Consider the following 15,100-nt stretch of genomic DNA (forward strand, 5'->3'; position numbering starts at 1 on the left):
CGCGGCTCACGTGGGAAATTCAATCCTCATCTGAACCCGGGGAAACTTTCAGCCAGCGATCTCCCCTCTCTGCCGGAAAATGAGTCTCTACTTACACGGTCAAAGCCTTTTCGATATTATGATCGCTCCCTACATTTTAACACAAGAAAACGGGATGTCAAGGTTTTCCCCGGACATCAGGAAAACATTTTGTCAGCCGCCAGCTTGTTCAGCTCCCCTCCCAGCAGGATACTGTACATACAGCAGTAAAGCCAGAGCATGATGAGCACGATAGTGGTGAGGCTCCCGTACATATCGGAAAACCCCTGAAAAATATCCACGTACACGGAGAACACCCAGGAAATGACCATCCAGGCCAGAGCTGTAAACACGGAGCCCGGGATCTGTCTGCGGAAGGTAGCCTTTCTGTTGGGAAGGAACTTGTAGATGAGAAGGGAAAATCCCATCATCACCACCGGCGTGATGACCGCGCGCCTCTGGATCAGCCAGTCCGCCACGGGCTTCAGGAATCTCACATGGCTCGTGATAAAAATATTCAGCGTATTTCCAAAGACGGACACGATCAGGAGCAGCAGGATGACCACGATAAAAAGTACCGTGTAGATGGTGGAGCGTATCCTCAGAAAAACATAATTCCTTGTCTCCTGGCACCTGTAGATACAGTTCAGCCCGCTGGTCATGGCCAGCACGCCCTTCCCGGCAGACCAGAGAGCCACCAGCGCGGTCACGGGGATGATGCCCATGGACTGGTTGTAGACCTGGTTGACGATGGACACGATCAGGGAGTCCACGGAGGAGGGAAATACCTGTACCACAGCGGTCATAACATCCGCCTTCGTGACCGGCGTAAACTGCACCAGGGTAAGGAGCAGAAGGATGATAGGGATCATACAGAGCATAAAAAAGTAAGCCGACTGGGCAGCATAAGCCCCCACATGGTCCTTCCCCACTTCCTCAGATACATCGATTGCCTTGTGAAAAATCTTCCTGATCATATTCCTCCCCCGCTGTCTTACTGCAGGCAGCCAGCGGTTCTCCTGCCATTTTATAGGGAAATCATACCATCTGACCACAAAATATTCAAGCGGATTTCTCCGCCGCGCCTCCACCTGTCCCTCAGCTGATCTCCACATCCTTATAGAACATCTGCAGGATTTCCCGGTAATCCGCCCCCTGCTTTGCCATCTCATTGGCGCCGTTCTGGCTCATGCCGATGCCGTGCCCGAAGCCGCCGCCGCTGATGACAAAGGTGTCACCGCTCTTCTCTATAGTAAAGAAGGCGCTGGGCAGCAGGGCTGTGCTCTGGCTGGTGCTGCCATCGTTTTTCGTGATGGTGTAGCCGCTCCCTCCCAGGGCCCCGCGTATCTTGTTCTCCGTGTCCACCGTGACGCTGCCCGCGTCCCCGGAAGCCACGATCTGGAGGGCCACATCCCCGGGGCCCCGCTTTGTCACCTCCACGCTGGAGAGAGTGCCCACACTCACCCCTGTATTGGCACTGACAAGGGCGGACAGGGTCTGGACCGGCACCTGGGCCGTCCACCTGTACCAGGGCAGGTCCTTCTCGTAATCCCCGCTGTCCCCGCGCACCTCCACACTCTGGAGGTACCCGCCGCTGTCGCCCGGGTCCGTCCCCCAGGCCTCCAGGCTGGTGGTCCTGCCGCAGGAGGTTGAATAGTAGTATGTGGTGGCTATCTCCCCTTTATACCTGACAACCTGTCCCTCTGTCTCAGCCACGGCCCGGGTACTGTTCTCCTGCCGTTCGCTGTTGTTGTATACCTGGAAATCCGTGCTGTCATTGACATGGGCCTCGTACTCCGGATACCCGTAGGAGGTCATCTGCCGGAAGGCGTAGCTCCTGGCACACACTGCCTGTGCCTTCAGGGCCTCCAGCTCATAGGAGGCAGGCATCTCGCTGGGCACCACGCCGCACAGATAGGTCTCCACAGGCAGCTCATTGATGACTGCCATGCCGCCGGAGACCGCCCGCAGCTCCAGAGTCCCTGCGTAGGAGGGCGTGCCGCAGCCCCTCTCTATGCTCTCCAGCCGCATCTGTCCCCCCTCCTCCAGGGGCTCAACCCGTATATTGCCCTTCTGGAACCGGGCGTCATCCGGGAGGATCTGGTATGTATCCGCCCTGTTCCACTCAATGCTCTCTCCGCCGCAGCTCACCCGCAGCCCCGCGTCCGAGGAGACCCTCACCTCGCTGTGTATCTCGCCGCTGTAGCCTGTTGTCATGAGGAGCACACGGATGGAGCTCCCCGAGGTCGGCTCCGGCAGTTTCCCGTCCGGCACGTCAAGCCTGCTCTCTGTGTCCGTGCCCCCAAAGCCTCCCTCCTCCCGGGTTACCATGTGGGCAAGTCCGGTTATGAGGAGCAGCCAGATAAAAATGGCCGCCAGATATCTCCCATAGACTCTTCCCGTTCTTTTTCTTCTTCTCAAAGCTGTCCCTTTCCCGCCTTTTTCTTAAATGTATGAAAAAAGACAGCTGCATATACGCAGCTGCCTTTCATCTTTTGTACATCCCCAAAATGCCGGTTCCTGTATTTTGACTCCTAGCCGCAGCCAGGTGGGCGTCCGCATCTGTTTTTCTGTCTTCCACTGCAAGTTCGGAGGCCTGACATATTACAGAGATAATAAGAGTCCCGTTTAAAGTTTTGTAGGTTCAAAATTACAGGAATTGTCGTGCATCCCAGGTTTCCTAAAGACATTATACTCTATTGTCTCCATCTTTTCAACCATAATATACTTCCTGTATTTACCTGCTCTTTACACAGATTTTCCTTTTCTCTCCTCCGTCTGTAAAAAGGAGACCCAGATCACAAATTCTCCGTCTTCCCTGTAAGCCCCTATAGATCCTCCCATCTGCTCCGTCAGGGTGCGGGCAATGGAAAGTCCCAGGCCCGTGCTCTCTCTGCCGCTCTCCACTGTGTAAAACCGTTCAAACAGTTTTGCCGCCTCCACCTCGTCCAGACGTCCGGCATGGTTTACAAAGGTCACCCGCCCCTCCGGGTACAGAGTGATCCGAAGATCGCCGTCACTGTATTTCACAGCATTGCTGATGATATTTCCAAAGACACGGGAAAGTGCATCCCGGCTGGCAAGGACAACTACCTTCTCCTCCGGGATATGGATCTGCGGCGTGATCTTCTTCTCCACCAGAACGCCGTAAAACCCGGCAATGGATTCCGTCAGCACATCCCCCAGACAGACCGCCTCCCTCTCCTTTCTTTTGTCCGGGGAGACAATGACCGAATACTGGAACAGCTCCTCTGTCAGCCTTATCATGGCCAGGATCCGGTCATCCATAATATCCAGATACTCCCGCACCCGGGGCGGTACTTCCTCCTTTTCCAGAAGCTGCATGTATCCGCTTAAGGCTGTGAGGGGCGTGCGCAGGTCGTGGGAAATATTGGTGACTGCCCTCTTCAGCTCTGCATCTCCCTCTTCATACTTAAGCCGGGTTCTCCTCAGTTTTTTCATCTGCCTGTCAAGATCCGCGGCCAGAGCCAGCATTTTCCCATCCCGGCTGCTGATATCAATGCCCACATTGGTATCCTCCTCAAGGCGCAGGGCGCACTGGCGGCGGATCTCGTCCGCCGCTTTTCTCATAAAATAAATCTTCAGTCCCATTCCCCCGCAGACAAGCAGAAGAAGGATACAGGCCACGCCTAGCAGATACATATGCTTTCCTCCGGTTCTTTCATCTGACAGCTCTTTCGAGCTCTGAAACTATGATAGCACAGGGCCGGTATGTTTCCGGTTAAGGAAACGGTAAAGAAACAGTTAACATTCCTCCTGTTCCTTATGCATCTTAAATCCGATCCCCCACACTGCCTCTATATAATCTCTGTCCGTATCTCTCTTTAATTTCCGTCTGAGATGACTGATATGGATCTTGAGAGACCCTTCCGTACAGTCCGGCGTGTCCATGCTGATGGCATCCAGAAGCCTGGCCTTTGTGATCACCTGGGATGGGTGCATCATAAGCTGCCTTAAAATGGCGAACTCAGTGGGCGTCAGATGCAGCTCCTCCTCCCCCGCCCACACGCGGTACGCTGCCGTGTCCACCTTAAGATCACGGAACACCAGCACCTGCCCGCCTTCCGCCCCGTCCTGTTTCTCAGCCCGCCGCAGGTGCACGGCGATTCTGGCCAGGAGCTCTCTTATATCAAAAGGCTTGGTCACATAGTCCACCGCACCTCCAAGGAGAAGATCCACCTTGTCTTCCACATCCGCCCTGGCGCTGACTACGATCACCGGTATCCCCTCAATCTTTTTCAGCACTTCCTCCCCGGCAAGCCCGGGCATCATCAGATCCAGCAGCACCAGATCCGGCCTGTTTTTTTCAAAGAGAAGAAGGGCCTCTGTTCCCGAGTAAGCCCGCACCACCTGGTAGCCCTCACTCACAAGCGCCCTCTTCAGCATATCGCCTATATATTCATCGTCGTCAATCACTGCGATCAGACTCATCTCTTACGTCTCCTTTTCCGCAGATATTCCGGCCGGCGTCCGCACTTCGATCAGATTGCCGTCGGGATCATAGAACCGGAGCATTTTCTGTCCTCCCGGCAGCTCCCGCAGCCTGTCTGTGTAGCGTATCACCTCTTCGTATGCCTGCAGCTTTCCTGCAAAGCCCTCCAGGTCCGTCTCCTCAAAATAAAGCTCCGAGGCACTGCTGTAAGACGCCGCCTTCTCTCCCAGGCTGTCCTCCCACACCTTTCGGTCCTGGAGCACGAGCCCTTCCGTCAGCATCACATTCGCATCCCCGTCCAGTATCACATCCAGACCAAACAGGTCTTTATAAAACGTTTTAGCCCGCTTCGTGTCCTGCACTGTGATGAGTACATTTTTCAACCGCATATACAGCCTCCTTTTCGTCTTCTCATAGAAAGAGTATACTCCATGCGGTCCGCCGGGACAACCGTTTCCCTCTCTTTCCATTCAACCCGCCAACTGCTCACAGGTCCTCCATCCGCCTCACCAGCCTGCGGTTCAGGGCAAAGGCCCCCGCCACCAGGCACACGCCCAGCACGACGCTCCAGACAGGCATCCGCATGTCAAAGCGGACCCGCAGGATAAGGGAGATGGACAGGTACACGCCTCCCAGCACCTGGAGAAATTCCAGTATCTTCCTCTGGTATTCCTGAAGCTTCACTTTTCTCTTGTATTTTATGAACTTGCCCGCCCCGGAGATCCGTTCCAGGTCCTCCATATCGTCATCGGATATGAGCGCGTCCAGGCTCACCCCGAACTCCGTGGCAATCTTCTTCGCCGTGATCAGGTCCGGGCATCTGGAGCCGTTCTCCCAGCGGCACACAGTCTGCCTGGACACGTACAGCTTATCTGCCATCTGCTGCTGTGTCATCCCTCTCTCCTCCCGTAGCCTTCTGATATTATCTCCTAACGCCATCATCCGTCCTCTCCTCCTTGCCTCTCCGGCTGTTTCTTTCTGCCTCCACTATACAGCATCGGCAGCCCTGTGGACAGCACCGCTCTGGTTTTTCCGTGTTTCCATTCCGGTAACAGGAAAGGACCGACCGCCGGCAGATGCACAAAGTGAAAAACTCCCCGGCATAAACCGGGGAGTCATATTTACATTTCTGATTACTCTTCGATCTGAGGACCAGCTGCAACAAGAGCCTTTCCAAGCTCGTTGCTCTCGTATTTCTTGAAGTTCTTGATAAATCTCTGCGCCAGGTCCTTTGCCTTTGCATCCCACTCGGAAGCGTCAGCGTATGTGTCGCGGGGATCCAGGATGGCAGGGTCTACTCCCGGAAGCTCTGTCGGAACCTCAAAGTTGAAGTAAGGGATCTTCTTTGTGGGCGCTGTCAGGATAGAGCCGTCCAGGATAGCGTCAATGATGCCGCGTGTATCCTTGATGGAGATACGTTTTCCTGTTCCGTTCCAGCCTGTGTTTACCAGGTAAGCCTTTGCTCCGCTGGCTTTCATCCTCTTAACAAGCTCCTCTGCGTATTTTGTCGGATGCAGCTCAAGGAATGCCTGTCCGAAGCATGCGGAGAAGGTCGGTGTAGGCTCTGTGATGCCGCGCTCTGTTCCTGCAAGTTTTGCTGTGAAACCGGACAGGAAGTAGTACTCTGTCTGCTCAGCTGTCAGGACAGATACCGGAGGAAGTACTCCGAAAGCGTCAGCGGACAGGAAGATCACGTTCTTTGCTGCCGGAGCTGCGGAAACCGGGCGAACGATCTTCTCAATGTGATCGATCGGGTAGGACACACGTGTGTTCTCTGTCACGCTCTTGTCTGTAAAGTCAATGTGTCCCTCTGCATCCAGTGTCACGTTCTCAAGAAGAGCGTTTCTCTTGATGGCATTGTAGATATCCGGCTCGGAGTCTTTGTCCAGGTCGATAACTTTTGCGTAGCATCCGCCCTCGAAGTTGAACACGCCGTTGTCATCCCAGCCGTGCTCGTCGTCACCGATGAGAAGTCTCTTGGGATCTGTGGACAGTGTTGTCTTACCTGTTCCGGAAAGTCCGAAGAAGATAGCTGTGTTCTCGCCGTTCATATCTGTGTTTGCAGAGCAGTGCATGGAAGCGATGCCCTTCAGCGGCAGATAGTAGTTCATCATGGAGAACATACCCTTCTTCATCTCTCCGCCGTACCATGTGTTCACGATCACCTGCTCGCGGCTTGTGATGTTGAACATAGCAGCTGTCTCAGACCTTAAGCCCAGCTCTTTGTAGTTCTCGACCTTGGCCTTGGAAGCATTGTAGACAATGAAGTCCGGCTCAAAGCTCTCCAGCTCCTCTGCTGTGGGGCGGATGAACATATTTGTAACGAAGTGAGCCTGCCATGCCACTTCCATGATAAAGCGGATAGCCATCCGTGTATCCTTGTTTGCGCCGCAGAAAGCGTCAACAACGAAAAGCCTCTTTCCGGAGAGCTCTTTCTTAGCGATTTCCTTCACAGCATCCCACGCTTCCTGCGTGGCCGGATGGTTGTCGTTCGGATACTCGTCAGATGTCCACCATACAGTGTCCTTGGAATTCTCATCCATAACAATGTATTTGTCTTTAGGAGAACGGCCTGTGTAGATACCAGTCATAACATTGACTGCACCCAGCTCGCTGACCTGGCCTTTGTCAAAGCCTTCCAGGTTCGGGTTTGTCTCCTCTTCAAAAAGCATCTCAAAGGAAGGATTGTGAACAATCTCAGTTGTTCCGGTGATACCGTACTTAGTTAAATCGATATTTGCCATGTTACGCTCAACCTCTTTCTTTCTATAGTATATAGCTGCCTGTGATCCGGCAGCCCCGATATGCCAACATTATACAGGAAACGGTATAAAAAATCAACCACTAAATGTTAAGAGAGTAACAAAGACATGAATTTTATTAATTCAAATCTTTTATTTTTCCCTTTTCCCCAAAATTATTCCTGCATTTTTCATAAAAAAATGCAGGATTTATATTTCAATCCTGCATTTTCACCTCTCCCAAAAGAAGTTTCCCCCTTCTGCTCCCCATCTGCTTTTCTTCATTTTTTCCACAAATATCCCTTCTGCCTCTCTCCGCCCGATACACTCCGGCAGTCGGGCCTCCGATCATTTATCAGAGGGCAGACGCCTGCTTTGCGGCCCTTTTGGCCGGGACAGGGGAGACTGTCCCACAGTTCCGGCTTCCCGGAAGTGCTCTCATTCGGACACCTTTTTTGCATCCCGCTTTTTACGTACACATCCCCCATATCCCGCCAAATGTCAGACATTTCAGAAATATGTATTGTTGGCCTTTTTTGTCCGGATCGCAAACCACACCAGAGCCGCCATAACGAGGACAATGACTGCAAAAATCGGCATGGTGATAGAGACCACATAGGTGTTCACAAGCTCCATCCCCCCGTAGACTATAAGAAGGAGGCCAACCAGAAGGAGCTGTGTGGAGGTCATCTTAATGTAAGCCTCCACATCCCTGCACTTCTTCGGGTCCTCGTCCTTTGGGAGCATGATCCCCTTTGGGATCTGGCGCCTCCTGACCATCAGCAGATACCCGTATATGCAGTAGATGCCCGCGCCAATCCCCACGATACCAAAAAAACTTCCCATACTGTTCATATATCTCTGTCCTTCCCTGTGTTTCACAAAAACTGCTACCTGATGCCCAGGATTTCTTCCACCGTCTCCTGCATCCTGTCCGCATCACACTCCCGGCCATGCCGGACCTGCGCATCCAGGATTTCCCTTATGGCCCTTGGCATATCCACGCCGGATACGCGCTCCAGCTCCGGCAGCAGCTCCAGCTCCGCCTTCTGAGAGTACGCGTCCCCGTCAATAGCTGTGAGCACGCTCTTCACGAACTTGTACGGACTTGCCGTGGAGGCCACCAGGCATTTTGTGGTGTCACCAGAAGCTTTCTTATACTGCTCGCACACGTGGGCTGCCACCGCCGTGTGGGTATCCATCACGTAGCCTGTCTTTTCATATATCTCCCGGATGGTCTCAGCCGTCTCTTCTTCCGTGGCGTATCCTGCCGCGAAATCAGAAAGCCGCTCTCTCATCTCCTCGGTGATCGTATATTTCCCCTCTGTCTGAAGCTGTCTCATCAGCTCCGCGTCCGTCTCTCCGTCCCGCCCGCATATCTGGTAGATGAGCCTCTCCAGATTACTGGAGATAAGGATGTCCATAGAGGGAGATGTGGTCAGCATGAACTCCCGGTTCTTATCGTAGGTCCCGGTCTGGAAGAAGTCAAAGAGCACCTTGTTCTCGTTGGAGGCACAGATCAGCTTTCCCACAGGCAGCCCCATATGCTTTGCGTAGCAGGCCGCCAGTATATTGCCGAAATTGCCGGTAGGGACAGTGATGTTGACCTGCTCCCCCTCCTGGATCTCCCCGTTCTCGAGGAGCCTGCCGTAAGCGTACACATAGTACACGACCTGGGGCACCAGGCGTCCGATATTGATGGAATTTGCGGAGGAGAACTGGTAGCCTTCTGCCGCCAGCTTCTCTGCCAGCTCCCTGTTTCCAAAGAGTTCCTTCACCCCGCTCTGGGCGTCGTCAAAGTTGCCGTGGATAGCCACCACATCCACATTGTCCCCCTTCTGGGTCACCATCTGCAGCTCCTGCACCCGGCTCACGCCTCCCTTGGGGTAGAAGACGATGATGCGGGTCCCCTCCACGTCCGCAAATCCGGCCATGGCAGCCTTCCCCGTATCCCCGGAGGTAGCGGTAAGGATGACGATCTCTCCCTCCGCCCCGTTCTTCTTTGCCGCCGTGGTCATCAGATGAGGCAGGATGGAGAGGGCCATATCCTTGAAGGCGATGGTGGGGCCGTGGAACAGCTCCAGATAGTAGGTGTCGTCCACCTTTGCGATGGGGGCGATCTCCCGGGTGTCAAATTTGCTGTCGTAAGCCCTGGCGATGCAGGCCTTCAGCTCCTCCTCCGTGTAATCTGTGAGGAATTCCTTCATCACCGCGTAGGCTGTCTCCTGATAGGTCATCCCCTTCAGCTCACCTAAGGAAACAGGGAGAGCCGGGATGCGCTCAGGGACAAAGAGTCCGCCGTCGTCCGCCAGGCCCTTCAGGACCGCCTGGGAGGCTGTGGCCGTTATCTTCGGGTTTCTCGTGCTCATGTACTGTAAATTCATGTTCTTCACCTTTCTACCTCTTCCTCTGCCGAGAAAGGGATTGCTCTATGCTTCCTTCCTGCTCCGGAGCAGGATAAACAGGACCGCACTCACTGCCATCAGTATAGGATAGTAGAGATACGGGATAATGTCGTATGGTGTCAGCGCTGTCAGAGAAGCTGCCGAGAGCAGCTGGGCTCCGTAGGGGATCAGCCCCTGTCCCACAGAGGTAAATATATCCAGCAGGGAAGCGGACCTCCTGGGAGAGACCCCGTACTCCTCGCTGATCTCCTTCGCGATGGGCCCCGCCATGACAATGGCCACCGTGTTGTTGGCCGTGCAGGCGTCCACAAGGAGAGCCAGCCCGGCAATGCCAAGCTCCGCCCCCTTCTCCCCCTTTATCCTCCTGTGTATCCACTGGAGGATGAAATGGATGCCGCCGTACTCCTTCACAAGAGACACGATGCAGGCCACGATGATGGAGATGACCGTGATATCATACATGCCCATGACACCGCTTATCTCCTGACCGTTAATGGTGGTGTTCCCGCCAATAGCCAGGAAAATCTGGTCCCAGGCAAGGCTTCCCGTGGCGATCCCCACTGCCACGGAGAGAATGGTGCCGCCGATCAGCACCACGTACACATTGATACCTATGAGCGCACCCACCAGGACAAGCACATAGGGGACCACTCTCCAGATGTTGAAAGTAAGGTCACCCAGCTGTGCCGTGCCGCCGCCTCTTGTGATAAGCAGAAAGATGATCACCGTGAGGATGGCAGCCGGCAGCACGATGAGAAAATTCTCCCGGAACTTGTCCTTCATCTCACACCCCTGGGTCTTCACTGCCGCAATGGTCGTATCCGATATCATGGACAGGTTATCCCCAAACATGGCCCCACATACTACCGCGCCGATGCAGATGGCCATGGAAAATCCGGTCTTCTCGCTGATGCCCACGGCGATGGGCGCCAGGGCCGCAATAGTCCCCATGGATGTACCCATGGACACGGAGATAAAGCAGCCGATGACAAAAAGTCCTGCCACTGCCACACTGGGAGGCAAAATGGAAAGTCCTAAATTTACCGTGCTCTCCACGCCCCCTGCCGCAGTCACGGCGCCTGAAAATCCGCCGGCGCAGAGAAAGATAAGGCTCATAGTGATGATATTGTCATCTCCCACTCCCTGGGCGATGATGTGCATCTTCTCATCAAAGCTGACCTTCCTGTTCTGCAGAAAGGCCACACACAGGGCGATGAGAAAGGCCACAATGGTGGGCATGGAATAAAAATCCCCCGTCACGATGCCCGAGCCAAGAAAGATCACAAGGAATACTACGATTGGCAAAAGGGCAGACGCTCTTCCTTTGTTTTCCATAACAATACTGATTTCCTTCTATATATTTATTTTCTATTCTGGTTTGTATAATTTACAAGGCCGCCCGCCGCAATGATCTTCTGCATGAATTCCGGGAACGGCTGTCCCTGGAACTGGATACCCTTTGTCCGGTTGTAAATCATTCCGCTGTCAAAGTCCACTTCCACCTGGTCTCCGTCCTCAATGTTCCTTGCCGCCTCGGGGCATTCGATGATGGGAAGGCCGATGTTGATGGCGTTCCTGTAGAAGATCCGGGCAAAGGTCTCCGCTATGACGCAGCTCACGCCCGCCGTCTTAAGGCACAGGGGCGCGTGCTCCCTGGAGGAGCCACAGCCAAAGTTTTTGTTCGCCACGATCAGATCGCCCGGCTGTACCTTATTTACAAATTCCGGGTCAATGTCCGCCATGGCATGGCTGGCCAGCTCCTGAGGATCAAAGGAATTCAGGTATCTGGCCGGGATAATGACGTCTGTATCCACGTTGTCTCCGTATTTAAAAACTCTTCCTTCTGCTTTCATTAGTTTTCACCTGCTTTCTCTGGATTGGCAATGTAGCCCGCAATGGCGCTTGCCGCCGCGGTCTCCGGGGATGCCAGGTAGATGAGGGAGTCCACATGTCCCATCCTTCCGACAAAGTTCCGGTTTGTAGTGGAGACGCACTTCTCTCCTGCCGCCAGGACACCCATGTGTCCTCCCATGCAGGGGCCGCAGCTGGGTGTATTAAAGGAGCAGCCCGCATCAATAAAGATATCCACAAGCCCTTCTTTGATACACTGCTTGTAGATCTTCTGGGTGGCAGGGATGACCATGACGCGCACGTCCGGGTGGACCTTGTGTCCCTTCAGGATAGCCGCCGCCCTGCGCATGTCCTCCATCCGTCCGTTTGTGCAGGAGCCGATGACCACCTGGTCGATCTTGATAGGCTCCATAGCCTCGATTTCATCGATGGTCTTTGCATTCCCTGGAAGATGCGGGAAGGCAACTGTAGGACGGACCTCCGAGAGGTCGATCTCCACCACGTCCTCGTACACTGCATCCTCGTCCGCCTCGTAAATCTTATACTCCTTGTCAGAGTGCTCCCTGATGTAGCCCTCCGCCAGAGCGTCCACCGGGAAAATGCCGTTCTTGGCACCTGCCTCGATGGCCATGTTGGCCATGGTGAAACGGTCGTCCATGGAGAGGTTTGCAATGCCGTCCCCTGTAAATTCCATGGATTTGTAGAGGGCTCCGTCCACGCCGATCTTGCCGATAATATGGATGATGATGTCTTTTCCGCTGACGTACCTGGACGGTTTCCCTGTCAGCACGAACTTGATGGCGCCGGGCACCTTGAACCAGATCTGCCCTGTGGCCATGCCTGTGGCAACATCTGTTGTACCCATGCCTGTGGAAAATGCGCCCAGAGCTCCGTATGTGCAGGTGTGGGAGTCCGCGCCGATGATACACTCACCCGCCACCACGATGCCTTTCTCCGGCAGGATGGCATGCTCGATGCCCATCTGGCCCACTTCATAGTAATGTGTCAGCTCCTGCTCCTTTGCAAACTCCCGCAGAGCCTTTGCATTCTCCGCGGATTTGATATCTTTATTGGGTGTGAAATGGTCCGGAACGAGAACCACTTTCTCCTTGTCATATACCTTATCCGCCATCTGCCGGAACACCGGGATCGCCATTGGCCCTGTGATATCATTCGCCATGACTACGTCCAGGTCCGCCATAATGAGCTGGCCTGCTTCCACATGGTCCAGCCCCGCATGGGCGGCAAGTATTTTCTGTGTCATTGTCATACCCATGATCGTATGCCTCCTTTTTCCTTCTGTTAGTCTTAAAATTCATTTTATCATGATAAAGTGCCAAGCGCAATAATCAATCCTTATCCTCTTTCCGCTGCCAGGGGCAGCTCCACCCGGACGGCAAAGCCCCCCTTTTCGCTGTGTCCGACATCCATCCTGCCGCCGTGGACCTGAGCGATCTGACGGACAATGAGAAGCCCCAGGCCGTGGCGCTGGCCGGTCACATTTTCATCGCACATCATGTAGTGGGGCGCGTTGTCCAGCTCCTCCAGCTTCTCCTCCGTGACGCCCGCCCCGTCGTCCTCTATGGTGACCGAGCAGGTCGTCTCCTGCTGTTCCACAGTCACGTAGATGGTACACCCTTCCGGATTGTGGTTCATGCTGTTCTGGATCAGATTACCTGCCGCCCGGGAAAGGAGGGCAGCGTCGGCGTACACAAAGCAGGCCGGCACGTCCTTCCCTGTCAGCCATTCCATGGGATATTTCCCCTCTGCATCCATGTTCAGGAAATCTACCACCGTCCTTCGCATGAGAGATACCAGGCTGACGCTCTCCCTGTCCACGGGCTGCATATTGTACTCCAGCTTGGAGGCCAGATTCAGATCGTTGATGAGATTTTTCATCCGCTGGCTCTGGCTGCAGATCACCTGCGCCTTTTTTCTCTCTTCCCCGGACAGATGAGGGCTGTCCGCAAGCTGGGCGGCGTAGCCCATGACCATGGAAAGGGGGGTGCGGATATCGTGGGACACGCCGGCGATCCAGTTGGCCCGTGCCGTCTCTTTTTTCCGAAGCTCCCGGTTCCTTGCCTGCAGGATCTCGGAGGTCTTGTTCACGCTCTGGGCGATCTCGGAGAGAAGACCTTTTTTTCTGATGTAGGCTGTCCGCCCTTTTGACAGCTTTTCAATGCCATCCACAATGGGGCCCACGGATTTCAGAAGTTTCATGTCCGTCACCAGATAAATAAGAATGACCACCCCGATATCTGCCAGGATAATGACCGCTGCAAGAGGAGGGAGGATCTCGATAAGCCCTCTGTCCCAGGACGGATACATGTGTTTCCAGAAGGATTCCTTCGGATAGCCCGCCACCACCACATCCCCGCCCCGGCTGGCCGGGAAGGTGGGATAGTCCTGCACATATCCCCTTGTGAGGGAGGCAATGTCCGAGGCACTGTAGGAGAGGGGGATCTCAGCCGGCAGATCCTCCGTGTGCCAGACTACCTGTCCGGTGCCGCTCTGGATGAGCATGGCCCAGGCCCCCGCCTCTGCAAGGCTCTCCTGCAGCTGGGGAGAGAGGGCATAGCCGCTCTCCGTCTCGGAAAGCCCCGACGCCACCTCCTCCGCCATGGTGTAGGGGGAACCGTTGCCGGCATATTTCACGGTAAAAGAAAAAAGGATGATCAAATCCAGCACCGGCAGGAGCAGACAGACGAGGAACATGCCCACCACCAGCCGGCGCAGGAGCTTCAGTGCGTTTTTCATCTATTTCCCCTCCACCATCAGTTTGTATCCCAGGCCCTTCACCGTGACGAGGGAAGCCGGGTGGGAGGGGTCTTTTTCAATCTTTTCCCTGATCCGCCGGATGTGGGCCATCAGGGAGTTCTCGTAACCGAAGGGGTTGTCTCCCCAGGCCGCCTCACACAGAGAGTCAATGGTGACGATCTTCCCTGCATTCCTGCACAGGGCAGAGAGTATCTCAAACTCCTTGGCGGTCAGGGGAATGTGCTCTCCCTCCTTCAGCACCTCCGCCCTCTGAAAATCAATCTGGCTTCCGGCAAGGCGGACAAGGGGCGTCTCATTTTTATAGCTCCTCCTCAATATCACGCCCACCCGCAGGGTCAGCTCCTTTGGCAGGAAGGGTTTTACCATGTAATCGTCGGCTCCAAGTCCCAGGCCCTTAAATTTATCTTCATCCTCACCCCGGGCTGTGAGGAAGAGCACCGGATAATCTCCCATCTGCTTCAGCTTCTCAAAGAGAGAAAATCCGTCCCCGTCAGGCAGCATCACATCCAGGATAGCCAGCTCCGGCTGAAGATCCGCAGCCGCCTCCAGGGCTTCCCTCACGGTCCCGGCCCTTTGGATGTGGCGGTATCCCTCCTCCATTAAAATAGAACAAACCATGTCCAGCAGTTCCTCCTCGTCGTCCACAAGGAGGATGCGCTTTCCTTTCAGATATTCTGTGTCCATAGCCTTTTGTTTCCTTTCCTCAGATTGCGGCAGATGCGCAGCGGATTTCTGCGGTTCCGCAGAAACCGCTCTATGCGCAGGTATAATAACCACGCTGTGGTTATTATACCATATTTCCCCGCTCTCACTCCATCTCTCCTCTCTTTGTAAGGTAAATGTAAGGCAGGGGA

At 54.5% G+C, this 15,100-nt stretch carries 14 protein-coding genes and 1 other RNA gene; all 15 read right to left on the reverse strand.

Annotated features, from left to right (window positions below):
- Positions 1-176: 176 nt before the first annotated feature.
- The 15 genes from B5E62_RS06225 to B5E62_RS06295 all read right to left on the reverse strand — a co-directional run bounded on the left by B5E62_RS06225 (position 177) and on the right by B5E62_RS06295 (position 14,930).
- A complete protein-coding gene (locus B5E62_RS06225; protein WP_087173859.1) occupies positions 177-995 on the reverse strand; it encodes a YihY/virulence factor BrkB family protein in 819 nt (272 codons plus the stop codon).
- A gap of 121 nt (positions 996-1,116) precedes the next feature.
- Positions 1,117-2,439 carry a SpoIID/LytB domain-containing protein gene (locus B5E62_RS06230; RefSeq protein WP_242957743.1) on the reverse strand — a complete coding sequence of 441 codons (1,323 nt, stop codon included), beginning with the start codon at positions 2,437-2,439 and terminating at the stop codon, positions 1,117-1,119.
- Between the two features lie 77 nt (positions 2,440-2,516).
- Positions 2,517-2,699, reverse strand: a non-coding RNA gene (gene ssrS / locus B5E62_RS06235) — 6S RNA.
- Positions 2,700-2,766: 67 nt separating this feature from the next.
- The gene (locus B5E62_RS06240; protein ID WP_087173761.1) at positions 2,767-3,681 is read right to left on the reverse strand and encodes a sensor histidine kinase; all 915 of its coding nucleotides are present in this window, start codon (positions 3,679-3,681) and stop codon (positions 2,767-2,769) included.
- A 102-nt stretch (positions 3,682-3,783) separates the two neighbouring features.
- Positions 3,784-4,470: a response regulator transcription factor gene (locus B5E62_RS06245; RefSeq protein WP_087173762.1), complete on the reverse strand. Its 687-nt coding sequence runs from the start codon at positions 4,468-4,470 to the stop codon at positions 3,784-3,786.
- A gap of 3 nt (positions 4,471-4,473) precedes the next feature.
- A complete protein-coding gene (locus B5E62_RS06250; RefSeq protein WP_087173763.1) occupies positions 4,474-4,860 on the reverse strand; it encodes a VOC family protein in 387 nt (128 codons plus the stop codon).
- Positions 4,861-4,957: 97 nt separating this feature from the next.
- Positions 4,958-5,413, reverse strand: a complete 456-nt coding sequence (locus B5E62_RS06255; protein ID WP_242957744.1) for a helix-turn-helix transcriptional regulator — start codon at positions 5,411-5,413, stop codon at positions 4,958-4,960.
- A 191-nt stretch (positions 5,414-5,604) separates the two neighbouring features.
- On the reverse strand, positions 5,605-7,215 hold the full coding sequence (gene pckA, locus B5E62_RS06260) for a phosphoenolpyruvate carboxykinase (ATP) (protein WP_087173764.1): 1,611 nt from the start codon (positions 7,213-7,215) through the stop codon (positions 5,605-5,607).
- A 507-nt stretch (positions 7,216-7,722) separates the two neighbouring features.
- The gene (locus B5E62_RS06265) at positions 7,723-8,058 is read right to left on the reverse strand and encodes a hypothetical protein (RefSeq protein ID WP_143468810.1); all 336 of its coding nucleotides are present in this window, start codon (positions 8,056-8,058) and stop codon (positions 7,723-7,725) included.
- Positions 8,059-8,102: 44 nt separating this feature from the next.
- The gene (gene thrC / locus B5E62_RS06270) at positions 8,103-9,596 is read right to left on the reverse strand and encodes a threonine synthase (protein WP_087173862.1); all 1,494 of its coding nucleotides are present in this window, start codon (positions 9,594-9,596) and stop codon (positions 8,103-8,105) included.
- 45 nt (positions 9,597-9,641) lie between these two features.
- Positions 9,642-10,952: a Na+/H+ antiporter NhaC family protein gene (locus tag B5E62_RS06275; protein ID WP_087173766.1), complete on the reverse strand. Its 1,311-nt coding sequence runs from the start codon at positions 10,950-10,952 to the stop codon at positions 9,642-9,644.
- A gap of 26 nt (positions 10,953-10,978) precedes the next feature.
- The gene (leuD, locus tag B5E62_RS06280; RefSeq protein WP_087173767.1) at positions 10,979-11,470 is read right to left on the reverse strand and encodes a 3-isopropylmalate dehydratase small subunit; all 492 of its coding nucleotides are present in this window, start codon (positions 11,468-11,470) and stop codon (positions 10,979-10,981) included.
- On the reverse strand, positions 11,470-12,744 hold the full coding sequence (leuC, locus tag B5E62_RS06285; protein ID WP_087173768.1) for a 3-isopropylmalate dehydratase large subunit: 1,275 nt from the start codon (positions 12,742-12,744) through the stop codon (positions 11,470-11,472). The genes leuD and leuC overlap by 1 nt, the downstream gene beginning before the upstream one ends.
- Positions 12,745-12,824: 80 nt before the next feature.
- Positions 12,825-14,225, reverse strand: coding sequence for a sensor histidine kinase (locus B5E62_RS06290; RefSeq protein ID WP_087173769.1), 1,401 nt, complete (start codon positions 14,223-14,225; stop codon positions 12,825-12,827).
- Positions 14,226-14,930 (reverse strand): response regulator transcription factor, encoded by a 705-nt coding sequence (locus tag B5E62_RS06295; RefSeq protein ID WP_087173770.1) that lies wholly within the window; start codon positions 14,928-14,930, stop codon positions 14,226-14,228.
- Positions 14,931-15,100 lie beyond the last annotated feature (170 nt).

This window comes from Lachnoclostridium sp. An118 (assembly GCF_002160985.1).
Classification (GTDB): Bacteria; Bacillota; Clostridia; order Lachnospirales; family Lachnospiraceae; genus Claveliimonas; species Claveliimonas stercoravium.

What these genes read in the sequence shown, in the direction of transcription:
- B5E62_RS06225 (WP_087173859.1), bottom strand. Translation starts at nt 995, where the DNA reads ATGATCAGGAAGATTTTTCACAAGGCAATCGATGTATCTGAGGAAGTG.
- B5E62_RS06240 (WP_087173761.1), bottom strand. Translation starts at nt 3,681, where the DNA reads ATGTATCTGCTAGGCGTGGCCTGTATCCTTCTTCTGCTTGTCTGCGGG.
- B5E62_RS06245 (WP_087173762.1), bottom strand. Translation starts at nt 4,470, where the DNA reads ATGAGTCTGATCGCAGTGATTGACGACGATGAATATATAGGCGATATG.
- B5E62_RS06250 (WP_087173763.1), bottom strand. Translation starts at nt 4,860, where the DNA reads ATGCGGTTGAAAAATGTACTCATCACAGTGCAGGACACGAAGCGGGCT.
- B5E62_RS06255 (WP_242957744.1), bottom strand. Translation starts at nt 5,413, where the DNA reads ATGATGGCGTTAGGAGATAATATCAGAAGGCTACGGGAGGAGAGAGGG.
- pckA (WP_087173764.1), bottom strand. Translation starts at nt 7,215, where the DNA reads ATGGCAAATATCGATTTAACTAAGTACGGTATCACCGGAACAACTGAG.
- B5E62_RS06265 (WP_143468810.1), bottom strand. Translation starts at nt 8,058, where the DNA reads ATGGGAAGTTTTTTTGGTATCGTGGGGATTGGCGCGGGCATCTACTGC.
- thrC (WP_087173862.1), bottom strand. Translation starts at nt 9,596, where the DNA reads ATGAATTTACAGTACATGAGCACGAGAAACCCGAAGATAACGGCCACA.
- B5E62_RS06275 (WP_087173766.1), bottom strand. Translation starts at nt 10,952, where the DNA reads ATGGAAAACAAAGGAAGAGCGTCTGCCCTTTTGCCAATCGTAGTATTC.
- leuD (WP_087173767.1), bottom strand. Translation starts at nt 11,470, where the DNA reads ATGAAAGCAGAAGGAAGAGTTTTTAAATACGGAGACAACGTGGATACA.
- leuC (WP_087173768.1), bottom strand. Translation starts at nt 12,744, where the DNA reads ATGGGTATGACAATGACACAGAAAATACTTGCCGCCCATGCGGGGCTG.
- B5E62_RS06290 (WP_087173769.1), bottom strand. Translation starts at nt 14,225, where the DNA reads ATGAAAAACGCACTGAAGCTCCTGCGCCGGCTGGTGGTGGGCATGTTC.
- B5E62_RS06295 (WP_087173770.1), bottom strand. Translation starts at nt 14,930, where the DNA reads ATGGACACAGAATATCTGAAAGGAAAGCGCATCCTCCTTGTGGACGAC.